This window comes from Pseudomonas sp. GM33 (genome assembly GCF_000282295.1).
GTDB lineage: Bacteria > Pseudomonadota > Gammaproteobacteria > Pseudomonadales > Pseudomonadaceae > Aquipseudomonas > Aquipseudomonas laurylsulfatiphila.
The window spans coordinates 1-16,368 of sequence record NZ_AKJO01000104.1; the positions used below are offsets into that span (position 1 = coordinate 1).

General features: G+C 60.7%; 14 protein-coding genes. 7 read left to right on the plus strand and 7 right to left on the minus strand.

Annotation, left to right across the window (positions count from 1 at the left end; translation table 11 throughout):
- Both mreC and mreB read right to left on the minus strand, forming a co-directional pair.
- Positions 1-1,054: rod shape-determining protein MreC (mreC, locus tag PMI26_RS09910; protein ID WP_007976463.1), on the minus strand; the 1,054-nt coding region annotated here is incomplete at its 3' end.
- Positions 1,055-1,233: 179 nt separating this feature from the next.
- Positions 1,234-2,271 carry a rod shape-determining protein MreB gene (mreB, locus tag PMI26_RS09905; RefSeq protein ID WP_002555108.1) on the minus strand — a complete coding sequence of 346 codons (1,038 nt, stop codon included), beginning with the start codon at positions 2,269-2,271 and terminating at the stop codon, positions 1,234-1,236.
- A gap of 211 nt (positions 2,272-2,482) precedes the next feature.
- Here mreB and gatC point away from each other — a divergent pair, with 211 nt between their 5' ends.
- The 7 genes from gatC (at position 2,483) to PMI26_RS09870 (ending at position 9,397) form a co-directional block, all read left to right on the plus strand.
- Positions 2,483-2,770: an Asp-tRNA(Asn)/Glu-tRNA(Gln) amidotransferase subunit GatC gene (gatC, locus tag PMI26_RS09900; protein WP_007976465.1), complete on the plus strand. Its 288-nt coding sequence runs from the start codon at positions 2,483-2,485 to the stop codon at positions 2,768-2,770.
- Positions 2,771-2,786: 16 nt separating this feature from the next.
- A complete protein-coding gene (gatA, locus tag PMI26_RS09895; RefSeq protein WP_007976467.1) occupies positions 2,787-4,238 on the plus strand; it encodes an Asp-tRNA(Asn)/Glu-tRNA(Gln) amidotransferase subunit GatA in 1,452 nt (483 codons plus the stop codon).
- Between the two features lie 10 nt (positions 4,239-4,248).
- On the plus strand, positions 4,249-5,694 hold the full coding sequence (gatB, locus tag PMI26_RS09890; protein ID WP_007976469.1) for an Asp-tRNA(Asn)/Glu-tRNA(Gln) amidotransferase subunit GatB: 1,446 nt from the start codon (positions 4,249-4,251) through the stop codon (positions 5,692-5,694).
- A gap of 163 nt (positions 5,695-5,857) precedes the next feature.
- Positions 5,858-6,232: a septal ring lytic transglycosylase RlpA family protein gene (locus PMI26_RS09885; RefSeq protein WP_007976471.1), complete on the plus strand. Its 375-nt coding sequence runs from the start codon at positions 5,858-5,860 to the stop codon at positions 6,230-6,232.
- A 50-nt stretch (positions 6,233-6,282) separates the two neighbouring features.
- Positions 6,283-7,344 (plus strand): calcium/sodium antiporter, encoded by a 1,062-nt coding sequence (locus PMI26_RS09880; RefSeq protein ID WP_007976473.1) that lies wholly within the window; start codon positions 6,283-6,285, stop codon positions 7,342-7,344.
- On the plus strand, positions 7,341-7,721 hold the full coding sequence (locus PMI26_RS09875) for a carboxymuconolactone decarboxylase family protein (RefSeq protein WP_007976475.1): 381 nt from the start codon (positions 7,341-7,343) through the stop codon (positions 7,719-7,721). The genes PMI26_RS09880 and PMI26_RS09875 overlap by 4 nt, the downstream gene beginning before the upstream one ends.
- A gap of 194 nt (positions 7,722-7,915) precedes the next feature.
- Complete coding sequence (locus tag PMI26_RS09870; protein ID WP_007976477.1) at positions 7,916-9,397, plus strand: PhoPQ-activated pathogenicity-related family protein; 1,482 nt, start codon at positions 7,916-7,918, stop codon at positions 9,395-9,397.
- On the opposite strand, the gene PMI26_RS09865 is transcribed toward PMI26_RS09870, so the two are convergent.
- The 5 genes from PMI26_RS09865 to kdgD all read right to left on the minus strand — a co-directional run bounded on the left by PMI26_RS09865 (position 9,394) and on the right by kdgD (position 16,006).
- Complete coding sequence (locus PMI26_RS09865; RefSeq protein ID WP_007976479.1) at positions 9,394-10,335, minus strand: AEC family transporter; 942 nt, start codon at positions 10,333-10,335, stop codon at positions 9,394-9,396. The two genes, PMI26_RS09870 and PMI26_RS09865, sit on opposite strands and share 4 nt — an antisense overlap.
- Before the next feature lie 159 nt (positions 10,336-10,494).
- Entirely contained in the window at positions 10,495-12,048 is a 1,554-nt protein-coding gene (garD, locus tag PMI26_RS09860) for a galactarate dehydratase (RefSeq protein ID WP_007976481.1), read from the minus strand.
- An 11-nt stretch (positions 12,049-12,059) separates the two neighbouring features.
- Positions 12,060-13,427 (minus strand): MFS transporter, encoded by a 1,368-nt coding sequence (locus PMI26_RS09855; protein ID WP_007976482.1) that lies wholly within the window; start codon positions 13,425-13,427, stop codon positions 12,060-12,062.
- 160 nt (positions 13,428-13,587) lie between these two features.
- Complete coding sequence (locus PMI26_RS09850; protein ID WP_007976486.1) at positions 13,588-15,033, minus strand: aldehyde dehydrogenase family protein; 1,446 nt, start codon at positions 15,031-15,033, stop codon at positions 13,588-13,590.
- A 61-nt stretch (positions 15,034-15,094) separates the two neighbouring features.
- Entirely contained in the window at positions 15,095-16,006 is a 912-nt protein-coding gene (gene kdgD, locus PMI26_RS09845) for a 5-dehydro-4-deoxyglucarate dehydratase (RefSeq protein ID WP_007976489.1), read from the minus strand.
- Positions 16,007-16,368: the final 362 nt, after the last annotated feature.

The window sequence follows — 16,368 nt, forward strand, 5'->3', positions numbered from 1 at the left end:
CGGCAGGCTTCGCGGCAGCGGGTTGCGCCGCCGGCGGTTTAGCCGCCGCAGGATGTGTGGCCGCAGGCTTGGCGGGCGTGGTGGCTGGCTTGACGGGTGCGGTGGCCGCAGGCGCCGCCGTGGCAGGTATCGCCGGTGCGGCGGCCGGTGCGGCAGGGACCGCGGGGCTGACCAGTTTCGGAACCGTCGCCGGAATGGTCGGCCCACCGCCCTGTGCATCCAGGCTTTCCTGGGCCTGGGCGGCAGCGTTGGCGCGTTCTTCCGGGGTACGGGTGTCGCTGAACACCAGCAGCAGGTAGCGGCTGCGGTTCAAGGCGGCGGTCGGAATGGCGCGGACAATGGCAAACGGCTGACCGGAGTCGTGAATCACTTCCTTGACCGTCGCCACCGGATAACCGGCCGGGAAACGTTGGCCGAGACCAGAGCTGACCAGCAAGTCGCCTTCCTTGATGTCGGCGGTATCGGCCACATGCCGCAACTCGAGGCGCTCCGGGTTGCCGGTGCCGCTGGCGATCGCCCGCAAACCGTTACGGTTCACCTGCACCGGAATGCTGTGGGTGGTGTCGGTCAGCAACAGGACGCGGGAGGTGTAGGGCATCAACTCGACCACCTGGCCCATCAGGCCACGGGCATCGAGCACCGGCTGACCGAGGACCACGCCGTCGCGCTCACCTTTATTGATGATGATGCGATGGGTGAAGGGGTTGGGGTCCATGCCGATCAACTCGGCCACTTCGACCTTCTCGTTGACCAGTGCCGAAGAGTTGAGCAACTCGCGCAGCCGAACGTTCTGCTCGGTCAGGGCGGCAAGCTTCTGCATGCGCCCCTGCAACAGCAGGTTCTCGGTCTTGAGTTTTTCGTTTTCGGCGACGAGTTCGGTCCGGCTGCCAAACTGACTGGCAACGCCTTCCCAGAGTCGTCCGGGCAGGTCGGTGATCCAGTAGGCGTCCATCAGCACCAGCGACATCTGGCTGCGTGCAGGCTTGAGCAGACTGAAACGGGCATCGACCACCATCAGCGCGACCGATAGCACGACCAGCACCAACAGGCGCACGCCCAGTGAAGGGCCCTTGGTGAAAAGCGGTTTAATAAGCCGCTCCTCCCAGGCAAATGTTCTGTTTATTCATACGGCAGCAATCCGGCCTGGATGCAGACTGACAGAAGATAAACGCGAACAGGCAGCACTGCAAAGTGCCGCCTGCGCGCTCAACAGCATAGAAGCGATCCGGCGACTTATTCGCTGGAAAGCAGGTCCATGGTGTGTTTATCCATCATTTCCAACGCACGGCCACCGCCGCGAGCAACGCAGGTCAGCGGGTCTTCGGCAACGATCACCGGCAGACCGGTTTCCTGGGCCAGCAACTTGTCCAGGTCACGCAGCAAGGCACCACCACCGGTCAGCACCAGGCCGCGCTCGGCGATATCGGAAGCCAGTTCCGGAGGCGATTGCTCCAGGGCGCTTTTCACGGCCTGAACGATGGTTGCCAGGGACTCTTGCAGAGCTTCCAGCACTTCATTGGAGTTCAGGGTGAATGCGCGTGGAACGCCTTCGGCCAGGTTACGGCCACGAACGTCGACTTCGCGAACTTCGCCGCCCGGGTAGGCCGTGCCGATTTCCTGCTTGATGCGCTCGGCGGTGGACTCACCGATCAGGCTGCCGTAGTTGCGACGCACGTAGGTGATGATCGCTTCGTCGAAGCGGTCGCCGCCAACACGGACGGATTCGGCGTAAACCACACCGTTCAGGGAGATCAGCGCGATTTCGGTGGTACCGCCACCGATATCCACGACCATCGAACCGCGGGCTTCTTCAACCGGCAGGCCGGCACCGATCGCAGCCGCCATTGGCTCTTCGATCAGGAACACTTCACGGGCACCGGCACCGAGGGCCGATTCACGAATGGCGCGACGCTCAACCTGGGTGGATTTGCATGGAACGCAGATCAACACGCGCGGGCTAGGCTGCAGAAAGCTGTTTTCGTGAACCTTGTTGATAAAATACTGCAGCATTTTTTCGCACACGCTGAAGTCGGCGATCACACCGTCCTTCATCGGACGAATGGCAGCAATGTTGCCCGGAGTACGGCCGAGCATGCGCTTGGCTTCGGTGCCGACAGCAACGACACTTTTCTGGTTACCGTGTGTCCGAATGGCCACAACGGAGGGCTCATTCAGGACGATACCGCGCTCGCGCACGTAAATAAGGGTGTTGGCAGTGCCCAGGTCAATGGAAAGATCGCTGGAAAACATGCCACGCAGTTTCTTGAACATGGGAAAGGGACCCTAGGCAACGCGTGGGTAAAAAAGTGCGGCAAACTCTAACAACGACAGGGATTTTGGGCAAGGCGCCAATATGTTAAATTGGCCGCTTTTCTGTGCACCAAGCCCCACAATCGCGGCCTTATGACCGTAGAAGTGCGGTAGTGTTCCGACAATCTAACACACGGACGCCGTCCGTTTTGTTTTCCACTGGAGAATCCCAATGGCGCTTGAACGCTCCGACGTGGAAAAAATCGCTCATCTGGCCTGTCTGGGCCTCAATGATGCCGATCTTCCACACATCACTTCGGCCCTCAACAGCATTCTCGGGCTGGTCGACGAAATGCAGGCGGTCAATACCGACGGTATCGAACCGCTGGCCCACCCGCTGGAAGCCAGCCAGCGCCTGCGCGCGGACGTCGTGACCGAGACCAATAACCGCGAGGCCTACCAGTCCATCGCACCAGCGGTCGAAAACGGCCTGTACCTGGTTCCGAAAGTCATCGACTAAAGGGAAAGAGCCTGCAATGCATCAATTGACTCTGGCCGAGATCGCCCGCGGACTCGCCGATAAAAAGTTTTCCTCCGAAGAGCTGACCAAAGTCCTGCTGGCGCGCATCGCCCAGCTCGATCCACAGCTCAACAGTTTCATCAGCCTCACCGAAGACCTGGCGCTGACGCAGGCGAAAGCCGCTGACGCCCGCCGGGCCAATGGTGAGAGCGGCGCCCTGCTCGGCGCGCCGATCGCCCACAAGGACCTGTTCTGCACCCAGGGCATTCGCACCAGTTGCGGCTCGAAGATGCTCGACAACTTTAAAGCACCGTACGACGCCACTGTCGTCGCCAAGCTGGCTGCCGCCGGGGCCGTGACCCTGGGCAAGACCAACATGGACGAATTCGCCATGGGTTCGGCCAACGAGTCGAGCTACTACGGCGCGGTGAAAAACCCGTGGAACCTGGAACACGTGCCGGGCGGTTCGTCCGGTGGTTCGGCGGCGGCGGTGGCCGCTCGTCTGTTGCCGGCAGCCACCGGCACCGACACCGGCGGTTCGATCCGTCAGCCGGCGGCCCTGACCAACCTCACCGGCCTGAAACCGACGTACGGTCGCGTTTCGCGCTGGGGCATGATCGCCTACGCCTCCAGCCTCGATCAGGGCGGCCCGTTGGCGCGCACGGCCGAAGACTGCGCGATTTTGTTGCAAGGTATGGCCGGCTTCGATCCGAACGACTCCACCAGCATTGATGAACCCGTGCCGGACTACAGCGCCAGCCTCAACGGCTCGCTGCAAGGCCTGCGCATCGGTGTGCCGAAGGAATACTTCAGCGCCGGTCTCGACCCGCGCATTGCCGAACTGATCCACAACAGCATCAAGGAGCTGGAAAAGCTCGGCGCCGTGATCAAGGAAATCAGCCTGCCGAACATGCAGCACGCGATTCCTGCGTACTACGTGATCGCCCCGGCGGAAGCCTCTTCCAACCTGTCGCGTTTCGACGGCGTACGCTTCGGCTATCGCTGCGAAGACCCGAAAAACCTGGAAGATTTGTACAAGCGCTCCCGTGGCGAAGGTTTCGGCGCGGAAGTGCAGCGCCGGATCATGGTCGGTGCCTACGCGCTGTCCGCCGGTTACTACGATGCCTACTACCTCAAGGCGCAGAAGATCCGTCGCTTGATCAAGAACGACTTCATGGCGGCCTTTAATGAGGTCGACATCATCCTCGGCCCGACCACGCCGAACCCGGCCTGGAAGCTCGGCGCCAAGAACAGCGACCCGGTCGCTGCGTACCTGGAAGACGTCTACACCATCACCGCCAACCTCGCCGGCCTGCCGGGCCTGTCGATGCCGGCCGGTTTTGTCGACGGCCTGCCGGTTGGCGTGCAACTGCTCGCCCCGTATTTCCAGGAAGGTCGCCTGTTGAACGTTGCCCACCAGTATCAGCTCAACACTGACTGGCACACCCGCACCCCAACCGGCTTCTGAGGAGACACACATGCAATGGGAAGTCGTGATCGGGCTGGAGATTCACACCCAGCTCACCACCCGGTCGAAAATCTTTTCCGGTAGTTCCACCACGTTCGGTTCCGAGCCGAACACCCAGGCCAGCCTGGTAGACCTGGGCATGCCCGGCGTACTGCCGGTGCTGAACCAGGAAGCGGTGCGCATGGCGGTGATGTTCGGTCTGGCGATTGACGCCGAGATCGGCCAGCACAACGTGTTCGCCCGTAAAAACTACTTCTATCCGGACCTGCCCAAGGGCTACCAGATCAGCCAGATGGAATTGCCGATCGTCGGCAAGGGCCACCTGGACATCGCCCTGGAAGACGGCACGGTCAAACGTGTCGGCATCACCCGCGCGCACCTTGAAGAAGACGCCGGCAAAAGCCTGCACGAAGAATTCAGCGGCGCCAGCGGCATCGACCTGAACCGTGCCGGTACGCCGTTGCTGGAAATCGTTTCCGAACCGGACATGCGCAGCGCCAAGGAAGCCGTGGCTTACGTCAAGGCGATCCACGCGCTGGTGCGCTACTTAGGGATTTGCGACGGCAACATGGCCGAAGGCTCGCTGCGTTGCGACTGCAACGTATCGATCCGTCCGAAAGGCCAGGTCGAGTTCGGTACTCGCTGCGAGATCAAGAACGTCAACTCGTTCCGTTTCATCGAAAAAGCGATCAACAGCGAAATCCAGCGTCAGATCGAGCTGATCGAAGACGGTGGCAAGGTGATCCAGCAGACCCGCCTGTACGATCCGAACAAGGACGAAACCCGTCCGATGCGCAGCAAAGAGGAAGCCAACGACTACCGTTACTTCCCTGATCCGGACCTGCTGCCAGTCGTGATCGAAAACACCTTCCTCGACGACGTGCGCGCCACCCTGCCGGAATTGCCGCCGCAGAAGCGCGAGCGCTTCCAGACGCAGTTCGGTCTGTCGGCGTACGACGCCAACGTGCTGGCCACCAGCCGCGAGCAGGCGGACTACTTCGAGCAGGTCGCGAGCATCAGCGGCGACGCCAAGCTGGCGGCGAACTGGGTGATGGTCGAGTTGGGCAGCCTGCTCAACAAGCAAGGCCTGGACATCGAACAGTCGCCGGTTTCCGCCGAGCTTCTGGGCGGCATGCTACTGCGCATCAAGGACAACACCATCTCAGGCAAAATCGCCAAGGTCGTGTTCGAAGCGATGGCCAACGGCGAAGGCAGCGCGGACGAGATCATCGACAAGCGCGGCCTCAAGCAAGTGACCGACACTGGCGCGATCTCGGCAGTGCTGGACGAAATGCTCGCAGCCAACGCCGAGCAGGTCGAACAATACCGCGCGGCAGACGAAGCCAAGCGCGGCAAGATGTTCGGCTTCTTCGTCGGCCAGGCCATGAAAGCTTCCAAAGGCAAGGCTAACCCGCAACAGGTCAACGAACTGCTGAAAAGCAAGCTCGAAGGCTGATGAGAATGGAGCCAGCCCGACTCACTGGCTCCATTCTCCTGTGGGAGCGGGCTTGCTCCGGGCGGCGTTCTGACGAATGCGGTTCGGCACTCAACTCAAAGTTGACTGTCAGAATGCATTCGCGAGCAAGCCCGCTCCCACATTTGTTTTCGGAAGCTTTCAAATGAAGCGTCTACTTGGGCTTTGCGCCCTCCTCTCGCTCCTCGCCGGTTGCGCCAGCACCGACACCGTCGACCCGCACGGCTACGACAAAACCGGCGTGGCGTCGTACTACGGTTCCAAACACCAAGGCAAACGCACCGCCAGCGGCGAGCGTTTCGACAAGAATTCCATGACCGCCGCCCATCGCCAGCTACCCTTCGGTACGCGGGTGAAGGTCACCAACCTGAATAACGACAAGTCCTGCGTGGTACGCATCAACGATCGCGGGCCGCACACCCGCGGTCGCCTGATCGACCTGTCCCAGGAAGCCGCCGAGCGCCTGGGCATGCTGCGCAGCGGCACCGCGCGGGTTCGCGTGCAAGCCCTCGACGACTGACCGATGGAGCCCCGACCATTTTCGGACTAGCCGACTTACCCCTGATCAGCGTGATCGAATTGCTCAGCGGATTGTTCCTGCTGATTGTCGGCGCCGAATTGATGGTGCGCGCCGCCGTACGCATTGCCGCACGGTTGCACATACGCCCGCTGATCATCGGCCTGACCATCGTCGCCCTCGGCAGCAGCGCACCGCAAATGGCGGTCAGCCTGCAGGCGACCCTGGCGCACAATGCCGACATTGCCGTCGGCAGTGTGATCGGCAGCAGCATCTTCAACATCCTCGTCACCCTAGGGCTGTCCGCCCTGATCATTCCTTTGCGGGTTTCCCGGCAATTGGTGCGCCTGGATATTCCACTGATGATCGGTGCCAGCCTGCTGGTGTTCGTACTCGCCTGGAATGAAGAACTGACCCGTGTCGACGGCGTGATGCTGCTGACGGCACTGGCGATTTACCTGGGCTTGCTGCTGCGCCAGTCACGGCATTCGGCGCGCCCGGTATCGAGCCATGACCATCATGCGCAAGCGCCATGGCTGAGCAGCCTGCTGATGATCGTCGCCGGGCTGGCGATGCTGGTGTACGCCGGGCACTTGTTGCTGGGCGCCGCGGTTGCAGTCGCCACCGATCTCGGGTTGTCGGAGCGGATCATCGGCCTGACCATCGTCGCCGTCAGCACCTCACTGCCTGAGCTCGCCACTTCGTTGATCGCGGCGATGCGCGGCGAACGTGATATTGCCGTGGGCAACGTGATTGGCAGCAACCTGTTCAACCTCCTGGGCGTGCTCGGCTTTACTGCCCTGGTGGCGCCATCGCCACTGTCGGTGTCGCCCAATGCCCTGGATTTCGACCTGCCGGTGATGCTCGGCGTCGCGGCGCTGTGCCTGCCGGTGTTCTACTCCGGTTACCGGGTGACCCGCGCCGAAGGCCTGCTGTTTCTGGGTTTGTACCTGGCGTACGGGCTGCACGTGGTGTCGTTCACCACCGGCATGCCACTGGCCGGCAAGCTGGAACACCTGATGCTGTTTTTCGTCCTGCCGGCGCTGGTGGCGTTCTTGCTGTTCACGTCGCTACGCGCCTGGCATCGCCAACACCATAAGAAGGAAGTCCCATGACCGAGAATAAGAAAACCGGCGTTGAAGTTCGTCGCCAAGTAATGGGCGACGCCTTCGTCGACCGCGCACTGGGCAACGCCACCGAGTTCACCCAGCCGCTGCAGGACTTTGTCAATGAACACGCCTGGGGCGGCGTGTGGAATCGCGAAGGCCTACCGCTGAAAACCCGCAGCCTGATCACCCTCGCCGCCCTGACCGCGCTCAAGTGCCCGCAGGAATTGAAAGGTCACGTGCGCGGGGCCTTGAACAACGGCTGCACCGTGGAGGAAATTCGCGAGGCGTTGCTGCATTGCGCGGTATATGCCGGCGTGCCGGCGGCGATCGATGCGTTCAGGGCGGCGCAGGAAGTGATCGACAGCTATCAGAAGCCGGAGTGATCACCTCACTCGGCAACGCTTGTGGTTGAACGGTTCAACCACATATTTCGACAATAAAAGCCCCCCTGCCAAACCTGTTCCCGCACGCCTCTTTTCGACACACTGCGCCGACAAAAAACCTGCCGGGGAACAGTCGGTGCAGCTTCGCTGTACTCAGGATCAGAACCTTTCCCCGTATCACAAGGAAGGTTCCCATGGGATTGAACGCCAGGTTCGCATTGTCAAAATTGATGTTATCCAGCCTGCTCGTCAGCAGTTCGATACAGGCCTCAACCCAAGCGTGTTTCGACGCCAGCACCCCAGACTTCAGCGAAGTACTTGCTTGCTACAAGAAAGCCGAAGACGCCAACCCACTGGTTTACTCAGTCAAAGGCAATACGCCATTTCCCGGTGTGGAAAAGCGCAGTTTCGACCTGTCCTCCCAACAATGGTCGCCACAAGGACTGGTTAGCCCCACCCAGTGGAAACACACTGTGGACATCTACATCCCGGACAACGCCCTGCACGGCCAGTCGCTGCTGGTGGCCAACAACGGAACCCCCAACGCCGGGCCAGATAACGCCGACGAGCCGACGGACTTTACCGAAGCCATGGCCCTTGAAGTGGCGCGTAGAACACGCACGATTGTCATTTCAGTCAGCAACGTCCCGAACCAGTACCTGACCTATGCCGATGACGGCATAGCGCGCACGGAAGATGCCAGCGTCGCCCACAGCTGGAAACTCTTTCTCGACGCCCCGCTCCAGCGCCCGTACATGTCGGTGCGCCTGCCGATGGTGGTGTCGATGGTCAAGGCCATGGACCTCGCGCAAAAGGAACTGCAGCCCTGGGGGATAGAGCGTTTCATTGCCAGCGGCGCATCAAAACGTGGCTGGACCGTCTGGCTGGCGGCCATTGCCGATGACCGGGTCAAAGCCATCGTGCCATTTGTCATCGACGTGCTGGGCATGGATAACGTGCTTGAGCATACCTATCAAAGCTATGGCAAGAACTGGCCACTGGCGTTCTTTGACTACCATCACGAGGGCATCACCCAACAGATCAAGACTGAAAACTTCGCCCGATTAATGAAAATCGAAGATCCGCTGAAATACCTGAATACGGGCTATGCCGAACGTTTGGCGATACCGAAATACATCGTCAACGCCAGCAGCGACGACTTCTTCCTGCCAGATAACTCCAGGTTTTTTTACGATCAGCTACCCGGCCCCAAAGCCCTGCGAGTGGCACCCAATGCCAGCCACTACGGTATCAACCAATTCGTCGAGAACTCGCTGATTCCGGCCATCAATCGTTGGCAACAGGACAAACCTCTGCCGACCATTTCAGTGCGGCCGGGTCCGGGCCTGGCAGCACAATCACTTGGGCTGCACTTTTCTGAATCACCGGTGCGGGTAGTTCAATGGACCGCGGTAAACCCGATTGCCCGGGACTTTCGATATCCCTGCGGCATCCGTTACGAACCCGAGGACGTCAGACTGACGGCTCTGCTCAATACGCAAGTATTCATCGACAAACCGGATACCGGGTGGAAAACGACGTTTATCGAAGCAACCTTTGCCGATGGCTTCGTCGCGACCATACCCGTGCAGGTGATACCCACGGACTATCCCACCCAGGCACCTCCAGTCATCGAGCCTGCGTGCAGAACCATTGCCGAAGCAGCTCAACGTTAGATCCACCCACCCCACTGCAACAAAAAGATCCCGACGTTGGTGGTGACCGCCGCCATCAGCGTGGTGATCACGATAATCGCCGCCGCCAGTTCATGATTGCCCTCGGCCGCCCGCGCCATCACAAAACTGGCAGCGGCGGTCGGGCTGCCGAAGTACAGAAACAGAATCCCCAATTCCGCGCCGCGAAAGCCCCACAACCACGCGCCCAGCGTCGCCAGTACCGGCAAGCCGATCATCTTCACCAGGCTTGAACTCAGCGCCATGTTGCCGCTTTTGCGCAGCGCCGCCATGGACAAGGTGCCGCCAATGCAGATCAGCGCCAGCGGCAAGGTGGTTTGCGCCAGGTACTGGCCGGAGGTCTCCAGCCACCCTGGCAAGCCGATCTTGAAATAGGCGAAGGGCGCCGCCACCATCACACTGAGGATCAGCGGATTGCTGAACACGCTTTTGCAGACACTCCACGGATCGGACTTGATCACCGGGCTGTACACCGCCAGGACGATGGTCGAGAGCGTGTTGTAAAACAGGATCACCAGCGCCGCGAGGATCGCCCCGAGGGAAATCCCGTAGTCGCCGTACATGCTGGCCGCCAGCGCCAGGCCGATCACCCCGTTGTTACCGCGAAAGGCGCCTTGGGTGTAGATCCCCCGATCTTCCCGCGGACACTTCCAGATCGCCCAACCCCAGGCGATGGCAAAGCCCACCAGGGTCGCGAGGGAGAAATAGATCAGCAACGCCGGTTGCAACGCCGCGTGCAGGTCGGCATGCAGGATGCCCAGAAACAGCAGCGCCGGCATGGTGACGTTGAACACCAGGGACGACGCCGTGTGGATGAAGTTGTCGTTGATCCAGTCGATGCGCTTGAGCAGCACACCCAGAAACAGCATGGCGAATACCGGCGCGGTGATGTTCAGGGTTTCGAGGAAAATTGCCAGCATGCCGGAGAGGACCTTGGGGTGGGCGTCGTTAGGGGGCTAATGATAAGCCACCAAGTCCTTCGGTGTCTGGTCGACCGCCTTCGCGAGCAAGCCCGCTCCCACAGGTTCAGCGCAATCCTTGTGGGAGCGGGCTTGCTCGCGAAGAACGATAACGCGGTCTTACGTGATCGGCGCCGGGTTGAACAAGGTGATGTCGTTATGCAGCTTGTGCTGCTCCGCCCACGTCTGCTTCTTGCCGCTCGCCACGTCCAGATAGTAGTGGAACAACTCCCAGCCGAGGTCTTCAATGGAAGCGCGACCTGTAGCAATGCGCCCGGCGTCTATGTCGATCAGGTCCGGCCAGCGTTGCGCCAGTTCGGTCCGGGTCGACACCTTCACCACCGGTGCCATGGCCAGCCCGTAAGGCGTGCCGCGACCAGTAGTGAACACATGCAGGTTCATCCCCGCCGCCAGTTGCAGCGTCCCGCAGACAAAATCGCTGGCCGGGGTCGCGCAGAAGATCAGGCCTTTGCGCTTGAAACGCTCGCCAGGGCCAAGCACGCCATTGATCGCGCTGCTGCCGGACTTGACGATCGAGCCCAGGGACTTCTCGACAATGTTCGACAGCCCGCCCTTCTTGTTGCCCGGCGTGGTGTTGGCGCTGCGGTCCGCTTCGCCCTTTGCCAGGTAACGGTCGTACCAGTCCATTTCCCGCACCAGCTCCTGGGCGACGTCCTGGTTTTCCGCGCGGGAGGTCAGCAGGTAAATGGCATCGCGCACTTCGGTGACTTCGGAAAACATCACCGTCGCACCGGCCCGCAGCAACAGGTCCGAGGCATAACCCAGCGCCGGGTTGGCGGTGATGCCGGAGAACGCATCACTGCCGCCACACTGCATGCCGAGAATCAGCTCGGACGCCGGCACGGTTTCCCGGCGACGTTGATCGAGCTTCTTCAAGCGCGTTTCGGCCAGTTCCATGATCTGCTCGATCATCTCGGTGAAACCGTGGCTGGCGTCCTGCAAGCGGTACAGCCATGGCTCGCTCAAATCCACCGAACTGTCGTTCTCGTGCATCACCTGCCCGGCCTGCAATTTCTCGCAGCCCAGGCTGATCACCAGCGCTTCGCCGCCCAGGTTCGGGTTGCGTGCCAGGTTGCGCACTGTGCGAATCGGGATGTACGCATCAGTCGCGGTGATCGCCACGCCACAGCCGTAGCTGTGGGTCAGGGCGACCACGTCATCGACGTGCGGGTACTTGGGCAGCAACTCGGCCTTGATGCGCTTGACCGCATGATCCAGCACACCGGTCACACATTGCACGGTGGTGGTGATGCCGAGAATGTTGCGCGTGCCGACGGTGCCGTCAGCGTTGCGATAACCCTCGAAGGTGAAGCCTTCCAGCGGTGCTTGCGCGGCGGGCACGTCGGTGCACAGCGGCAGGCTGTCCAGCGGTGGCGCGGTCGGCATGCGCAGTTGATCTTCCTTGACCCAGCTACCGCGGGGAATCGGCTGCAAGGCGTAGCCAATGACCTGGCCGTAACGAATCACCTGGCCGCCCTCGGGAATGTCTTCCAGGGTGACCTTGTGGCTCTGTGGCACGAAGTCCACGGTGACCAGGCCGTCCGCAAATTCGGTACCGGCCGGTACGCCCTGATCGTTGACCACGATCACTACGTTATCCCGCTCGTGCAGACGGATGTAGCGCGGCGAATCGGAATGTTCAATCAACTGCATGACGCCGCTCCTCAGGAATGCGCTTGAGACAATTTGCCAGGGGCTTCAGTACCATTCGCGGGAGGCTCTTTGAGCACCACACGCTTGATCGGACCCACGATCACCAGGTAGCTGAACACCGCGACCAGCGCGTTGCAACCGACGAACACCAGCGCCCACTTGAATGAACCGGTGGAGCTGATGATGTAGCCGATGACGATCGGAGTGGTAATCGAAGCCAGGTTACCGAAGGTGTTGAACAGGCCACCGCTCAGACCGGCGATCTGCTTGGGCGAAGTATCGGACACCACGGCCCAGCCCAGTGCGCCAACGCCTTTGCCGAAGAACGCCAGGGCCATGAAGCCGACGACCATCCATTCTACGTCGACGTAGTTGCATGCCACGATGCTGCTGGAAACCAGCAGGCCGGCAATGATCGGTGCCTTGCGGGCGAAGGTCAGGGAATGGCCTTTGCGCAACAGGTAATCGGAAATCACCCCGCCGAGCACGCCCCCGATGAAGCCGCAGATCGCCGGCAAGGACGCGATGAAACCGGCCTTGAGGATGGTCATGCCACGCTCCTGCACCAGGTACACCGGGAACCAGGTCAGGAAGAAGTAAGTGATGCCGTTGATGCAGTACTGGCCCAGGTACACGCCGAGCATCATGCGATTGGTCAGCAACTGACGGATGTAGTCCCATTTCGGGCCGTCGGTCTTCTTGCCTTTGCCCTTGTCCTGGTCCATGTCGACCATGCCGCCGTTGTCGGCGATGTGCTTGAACTCGGCATCGTTGATCATCGGGTGTTGGCGCGGGCTGTAGATCACTTTCAGCCAGATCCCGGAGAAGATGATGCCAATCACGCCCATGACGATGAACACGTGCTGCCAGCCGAAGCTGTAGACGATCCAGCCCATCAGCGGTGCGAACAACACAGTGGCAAAGTATTGCGCCGAGTTGAAGATCGCCGAGGCGGTGCCGCGTTCAGCGGTCGGAAACCAGGCGGCGACGATGCGCGCGTTGCCAGGGAAGGATGGCGCTTCGGCCAGGCCGACCAGAAAGCGCAGCATGAACAGCGCGACCACTGCGGTGGACATGCCGAATTCGCCGACATAACCCTGCAAGACAGTGAACAGCGACCAGGTGAAGATGCTCAGTGCATAGATTTTTTTCGAACCGAAACGGTCCAGCAACCAGCCACCGGGGATTTGCCCGGCCACGTAGGCCCAACCGAATGCGGAGAAGATATAACCGAGGGTGACCGCGTCGATGCCGAGGTCTTTTTGCAGGCTCGAGCCGGCGATGGCGATGGTCGCGCGGTCGGCGTAGTTGATCGTGGTCACCAGAAACAGCATGAGCAGGATCAGATAGCGGACGTGAGTCGGCTTGGTCGATTGCATGTTGATGTACTCCCACTGATTATTTTTATGCGCGGGTGAAGCTTGTGTCCTGTAGGAGCTGCCGCAGGCTGCGATCTTTTGATCTTTGGCGTCTTGGAGACCGCCGAAAATCAAGATCAAAAGATCGCAGCCTGCGGCAGCTCCTACAGGGGTATTGCGTTTACGAACCGATGTAGCTGGTTTTCACGACCGTGTAGAACTCTTGCGCATAGCGACCTTGCTCACGTGATCCATAGGATGAACCTTTACGCCCACCGAACGGAACGTGGTAATCCACACCGGCGGTCGGCAGGTTGACCATCACCATCCCGGCCTGGGAGTGGCGCTTGAAGTGGTTGGCATATTTCAGCGAGGTGGTGGCAATGCCCGCCGACAGCCCGAACTCGGTGTCGTTGGCCATGGCCAGCGCGGCTTCGTAATCGGCGACGCGGACGATGTTGGCCACCGGGCCGAAGATCTCTTCGCGGCTGATGCGCATCGACGCTTCGCTGTCGGCAAACAGGGTCGGCGCGAGGAAGTAGCCCTCGGTGTCACAGGTAACCAGACCACCGCCGCTGACCAGACGTGCACCTTCGGACTGGCCGATGTCGATGTACTTCATGTCCTGTTCAAGCTGCGCTTGCGAGACCACCGGACCGATGTCGGTGCCAGCCTTCAACGCGTGGCCGACCTTGATCGACTTCATGCGTTCGGCCATGGCTTCGACGAACTTGTCGTGAATCCCGGCGGTGACGATGAAGCGACTGGATGCGGTGCAACGCTGGCCGGTGGAGTAGAACGCGCTCTGCACCGACAGCTCGACCGCTTGCTTGAGGTCGGCATCGTCGAGAATGATCTGCGGGTTCTTGCCGCCCATTTCCAGCTGCACCTTGGCCTGGCGCGATACACAGTTGACGGCGATCTGACGACCAACACCAACCGATCCGGTGAAGCTGATGCCATCGACTTTCGGGCTGTTAACCAGCGCTTCACCGACTACGCGACCGCTGCCCATCACCAGGTTGAACACGCCGGCCGGGAAACCGGCGCGGGAGATGATTTCCGCCAGTGCCCAGGCGCAACCCGGCACCAGGTCCGCCGGTTTGAGCACGACGCAGTTGCCGTAGGCCAGGGCCGGGGCGATTTTCCACGACGGGATCGCGATCGGGAAGTTCCACGGGGTGATCAGACCGACCACGCCCAAGGCTTCGCGAGTGACTTCAACGTTGACGCCCGGACGTACGGACGGCAGGTAGTCGCCGGACAGACGCAGGCATTCACCGGCGAAGAACTTGAAGATGTTGCCGGCGCGGGTCACTTCGCCGATGGCTTCGGGCAGGGTCTTGCCCTCTTCCCGGGCCAGCAGGGTGCCGAGTTCTTCGCGACGGGCGAGGATTTCAGTGCCGACTTTATCCAGGGAATCGTGGCGCGTCTGGATGCCGGAAGTGGACCACGCCGGGAACGCGGCACGGGCGGCGTCGATGGCGGCGTTGACCTGGGCCAGGTCAGCCTTGGCGTAATCGCCGATGGCATCGGTCAGTTCGGACGGGTTGATGTTGGTCGAGTAATCGCCGCCGGAAACCCACTCGCCGTTGATGTAGTTATCGAAACGCTTTGCATCTGCCACTTTAAGATCTCCTCACGCAAAAAACCGCTGATTGCTCAGCGGCCTTACTTAATCGGATGTGTTACTGCGCACCCTGCTTGTCGATCAGCGCGGCGAGCATTTCATACTCTTCGCCGGTCAGATCGGTCAGAGGTGCACGAACAGGACCCGCGTCGTAGCCGGCAATTTTTGCCCCGGCCTTGACGATGCTCACGGCATAACCGGCCTTGCGGTTACGGATGTCCAGGTACGGCAGGAAGAAGTCGTCGATGATCTTGCCGACGGTGGCGTGATCTTCGCGAGCGATCGCGTGGTAGAAATCCATTGCGGTTTTCGGGATGAAGTTGAACACCGCCGAGGAGTAGACCGGCACGCCCAGCGCCTTGTAGGCCGCGGCGTAGACTTCGGCGGTCGGCAGACCACCTAGGTAGCTGAAGCGATCACCGAGGCGACGACGGATCGACACCATCAACTCGATATCACCCAGGCCATCCTTGTAGCCGATCAGGTTCGGGCAGCGCTCGGCCAGGCGTTCCAGCAGCGGCGCGGTCAGGCGGCAGACGTTACGGTTGTAGACCACCACGCCGATGTTGACCGATTTGCACACGGCTTCAACGTGGGCGGCAACGCCGTCCTGGCTGGCTTCAGTCAGGTAGTGCGGCAGCAGCAACAGGCCCTTGGCACCCAGACGCTCGGCTTCCTGTGCGTACTCGATGGCCTGGCGGGTCGAACCGCCCACGCCGGCCAGGATTGGCACGCTGGTGGCGCACGTGTCGACCGCAGTCTTGATGATTTCCGAATATTCGCTGGCCGCCAGAGAGAAGAACTCACCGGTACCGCCCGCGGCGAACAGCGCCGAGGCGCCGTATGGGGCCAGCCATTCGAGACGCTTGATATAACCCGCGCGATTGAAGTCGCCCTGAGCATTGAAATCGGTGACCGGGAAAGACAGCAGACCGGAAGAGAGGATGGACTTCAGTTCTTGTGGATTCATTATTCGAACACCCTGGATAGCGACGTTGTGTGAGAAAACCGTTCAGCCTGCGCCGAAGTTGTAGGTCATCGTACAACTTAAAATACAACCGTCAACTGCATTTCATCGCTGGGGGTGGAAATTGTTCGACAAACAGGGTCACAAGCCCACGTTTATGGGCCTTTCAGCATCGAGAGAAGAAATGGAATGCGCGACCGATTCACAGCAGAGGAGATACGTTGTCGGAAGATTAATCAGAAACTGGCTGAGGAATGCGGCGTGTTTGCGGCCCAATCGCGAGCAGGCTCGCTCCCACAGGGGATCGCCTGCGCACACAAATTTCTGTGAACATCCGCAATCAACTGTGGGAGATTCTATGGTTG

Bases quoted from the DNA above. Each gene is read 5' to 3' on its own strand.
- PMI26_RS09865 (WP_007976479.1), bottom strand. From the start codon at position 10,335: ATGCTGGCAATTTTCCTCGAAACCCTGAACATCACCGCGCCGGTATTC.
- mreB (WP_002555108.1), bottom strand. From the start codon at position 2,271: ATGTTCAAGAAACTGCGTGGCATGTTTTCCAGCGATCTTTCCATTGAC.
- kdgD (WP_007976489.1), bottom strand. From the start codon at position 16,006: ATGAATCCACAAGAACTGAAGTCCATCCTCTCTTCCGGTCTGCTGTCT.
- gatC (WP_007976465.1), top strand. From the start codon at position 2,483: ATGGCGCTTGAACGCTCCGACGTGGAAAAAATCGCTCATCTGGCCTGT.
- PMI26_RS09870 (WP_007976477.1), top strand. From the start codon at position 7,916: ATGGGATTGAACGCCAGGTTCGCATTGTCAAAATTGATGTTATCCAGC.
- PMI26_RS09885 (WP_007976471.1), top strand. From the start codon at position 5,858: ATGAAGCGTCTACTTGGGCTTTGCGCCCTCCTCTCGCTCCTCGCCGGT.
- garD (WP_007976481.1), bottom strand. From the start codon at position 12,048: ATGCAGTTGATTGAACATTCCGATTCGCCGCGCTACATCCGTCTGCAC.
- gatA (WP_007976467.1), top strand. From the start codon at position 2,787: ATGCATCAATTGACTCTGGCCGAGATCGCCCGCGGACTCGCCGATAAA.
- PMI26_RS09855 (WP_007976482.1), bottom strand. From the start codon at position 13,427: ATGCAATCGACCAAGCCGACTCACGTCCGCTATCTGATCCTGCTCATG.
- gatB (WP_007976469.1), top strand. From the start codon at position 4,249: ATGCAATGGGAAGTCGTGATCGGGCTGGAGATTCACACCCAGCTCACC.
- PMI26_RS09875 (WP_007976475.1), top strand. From the start codon at position 7,341: ATGACCGAGAATAAGAAAACCGGCGTTGAAGTTCGTCGCCAAGTAATG.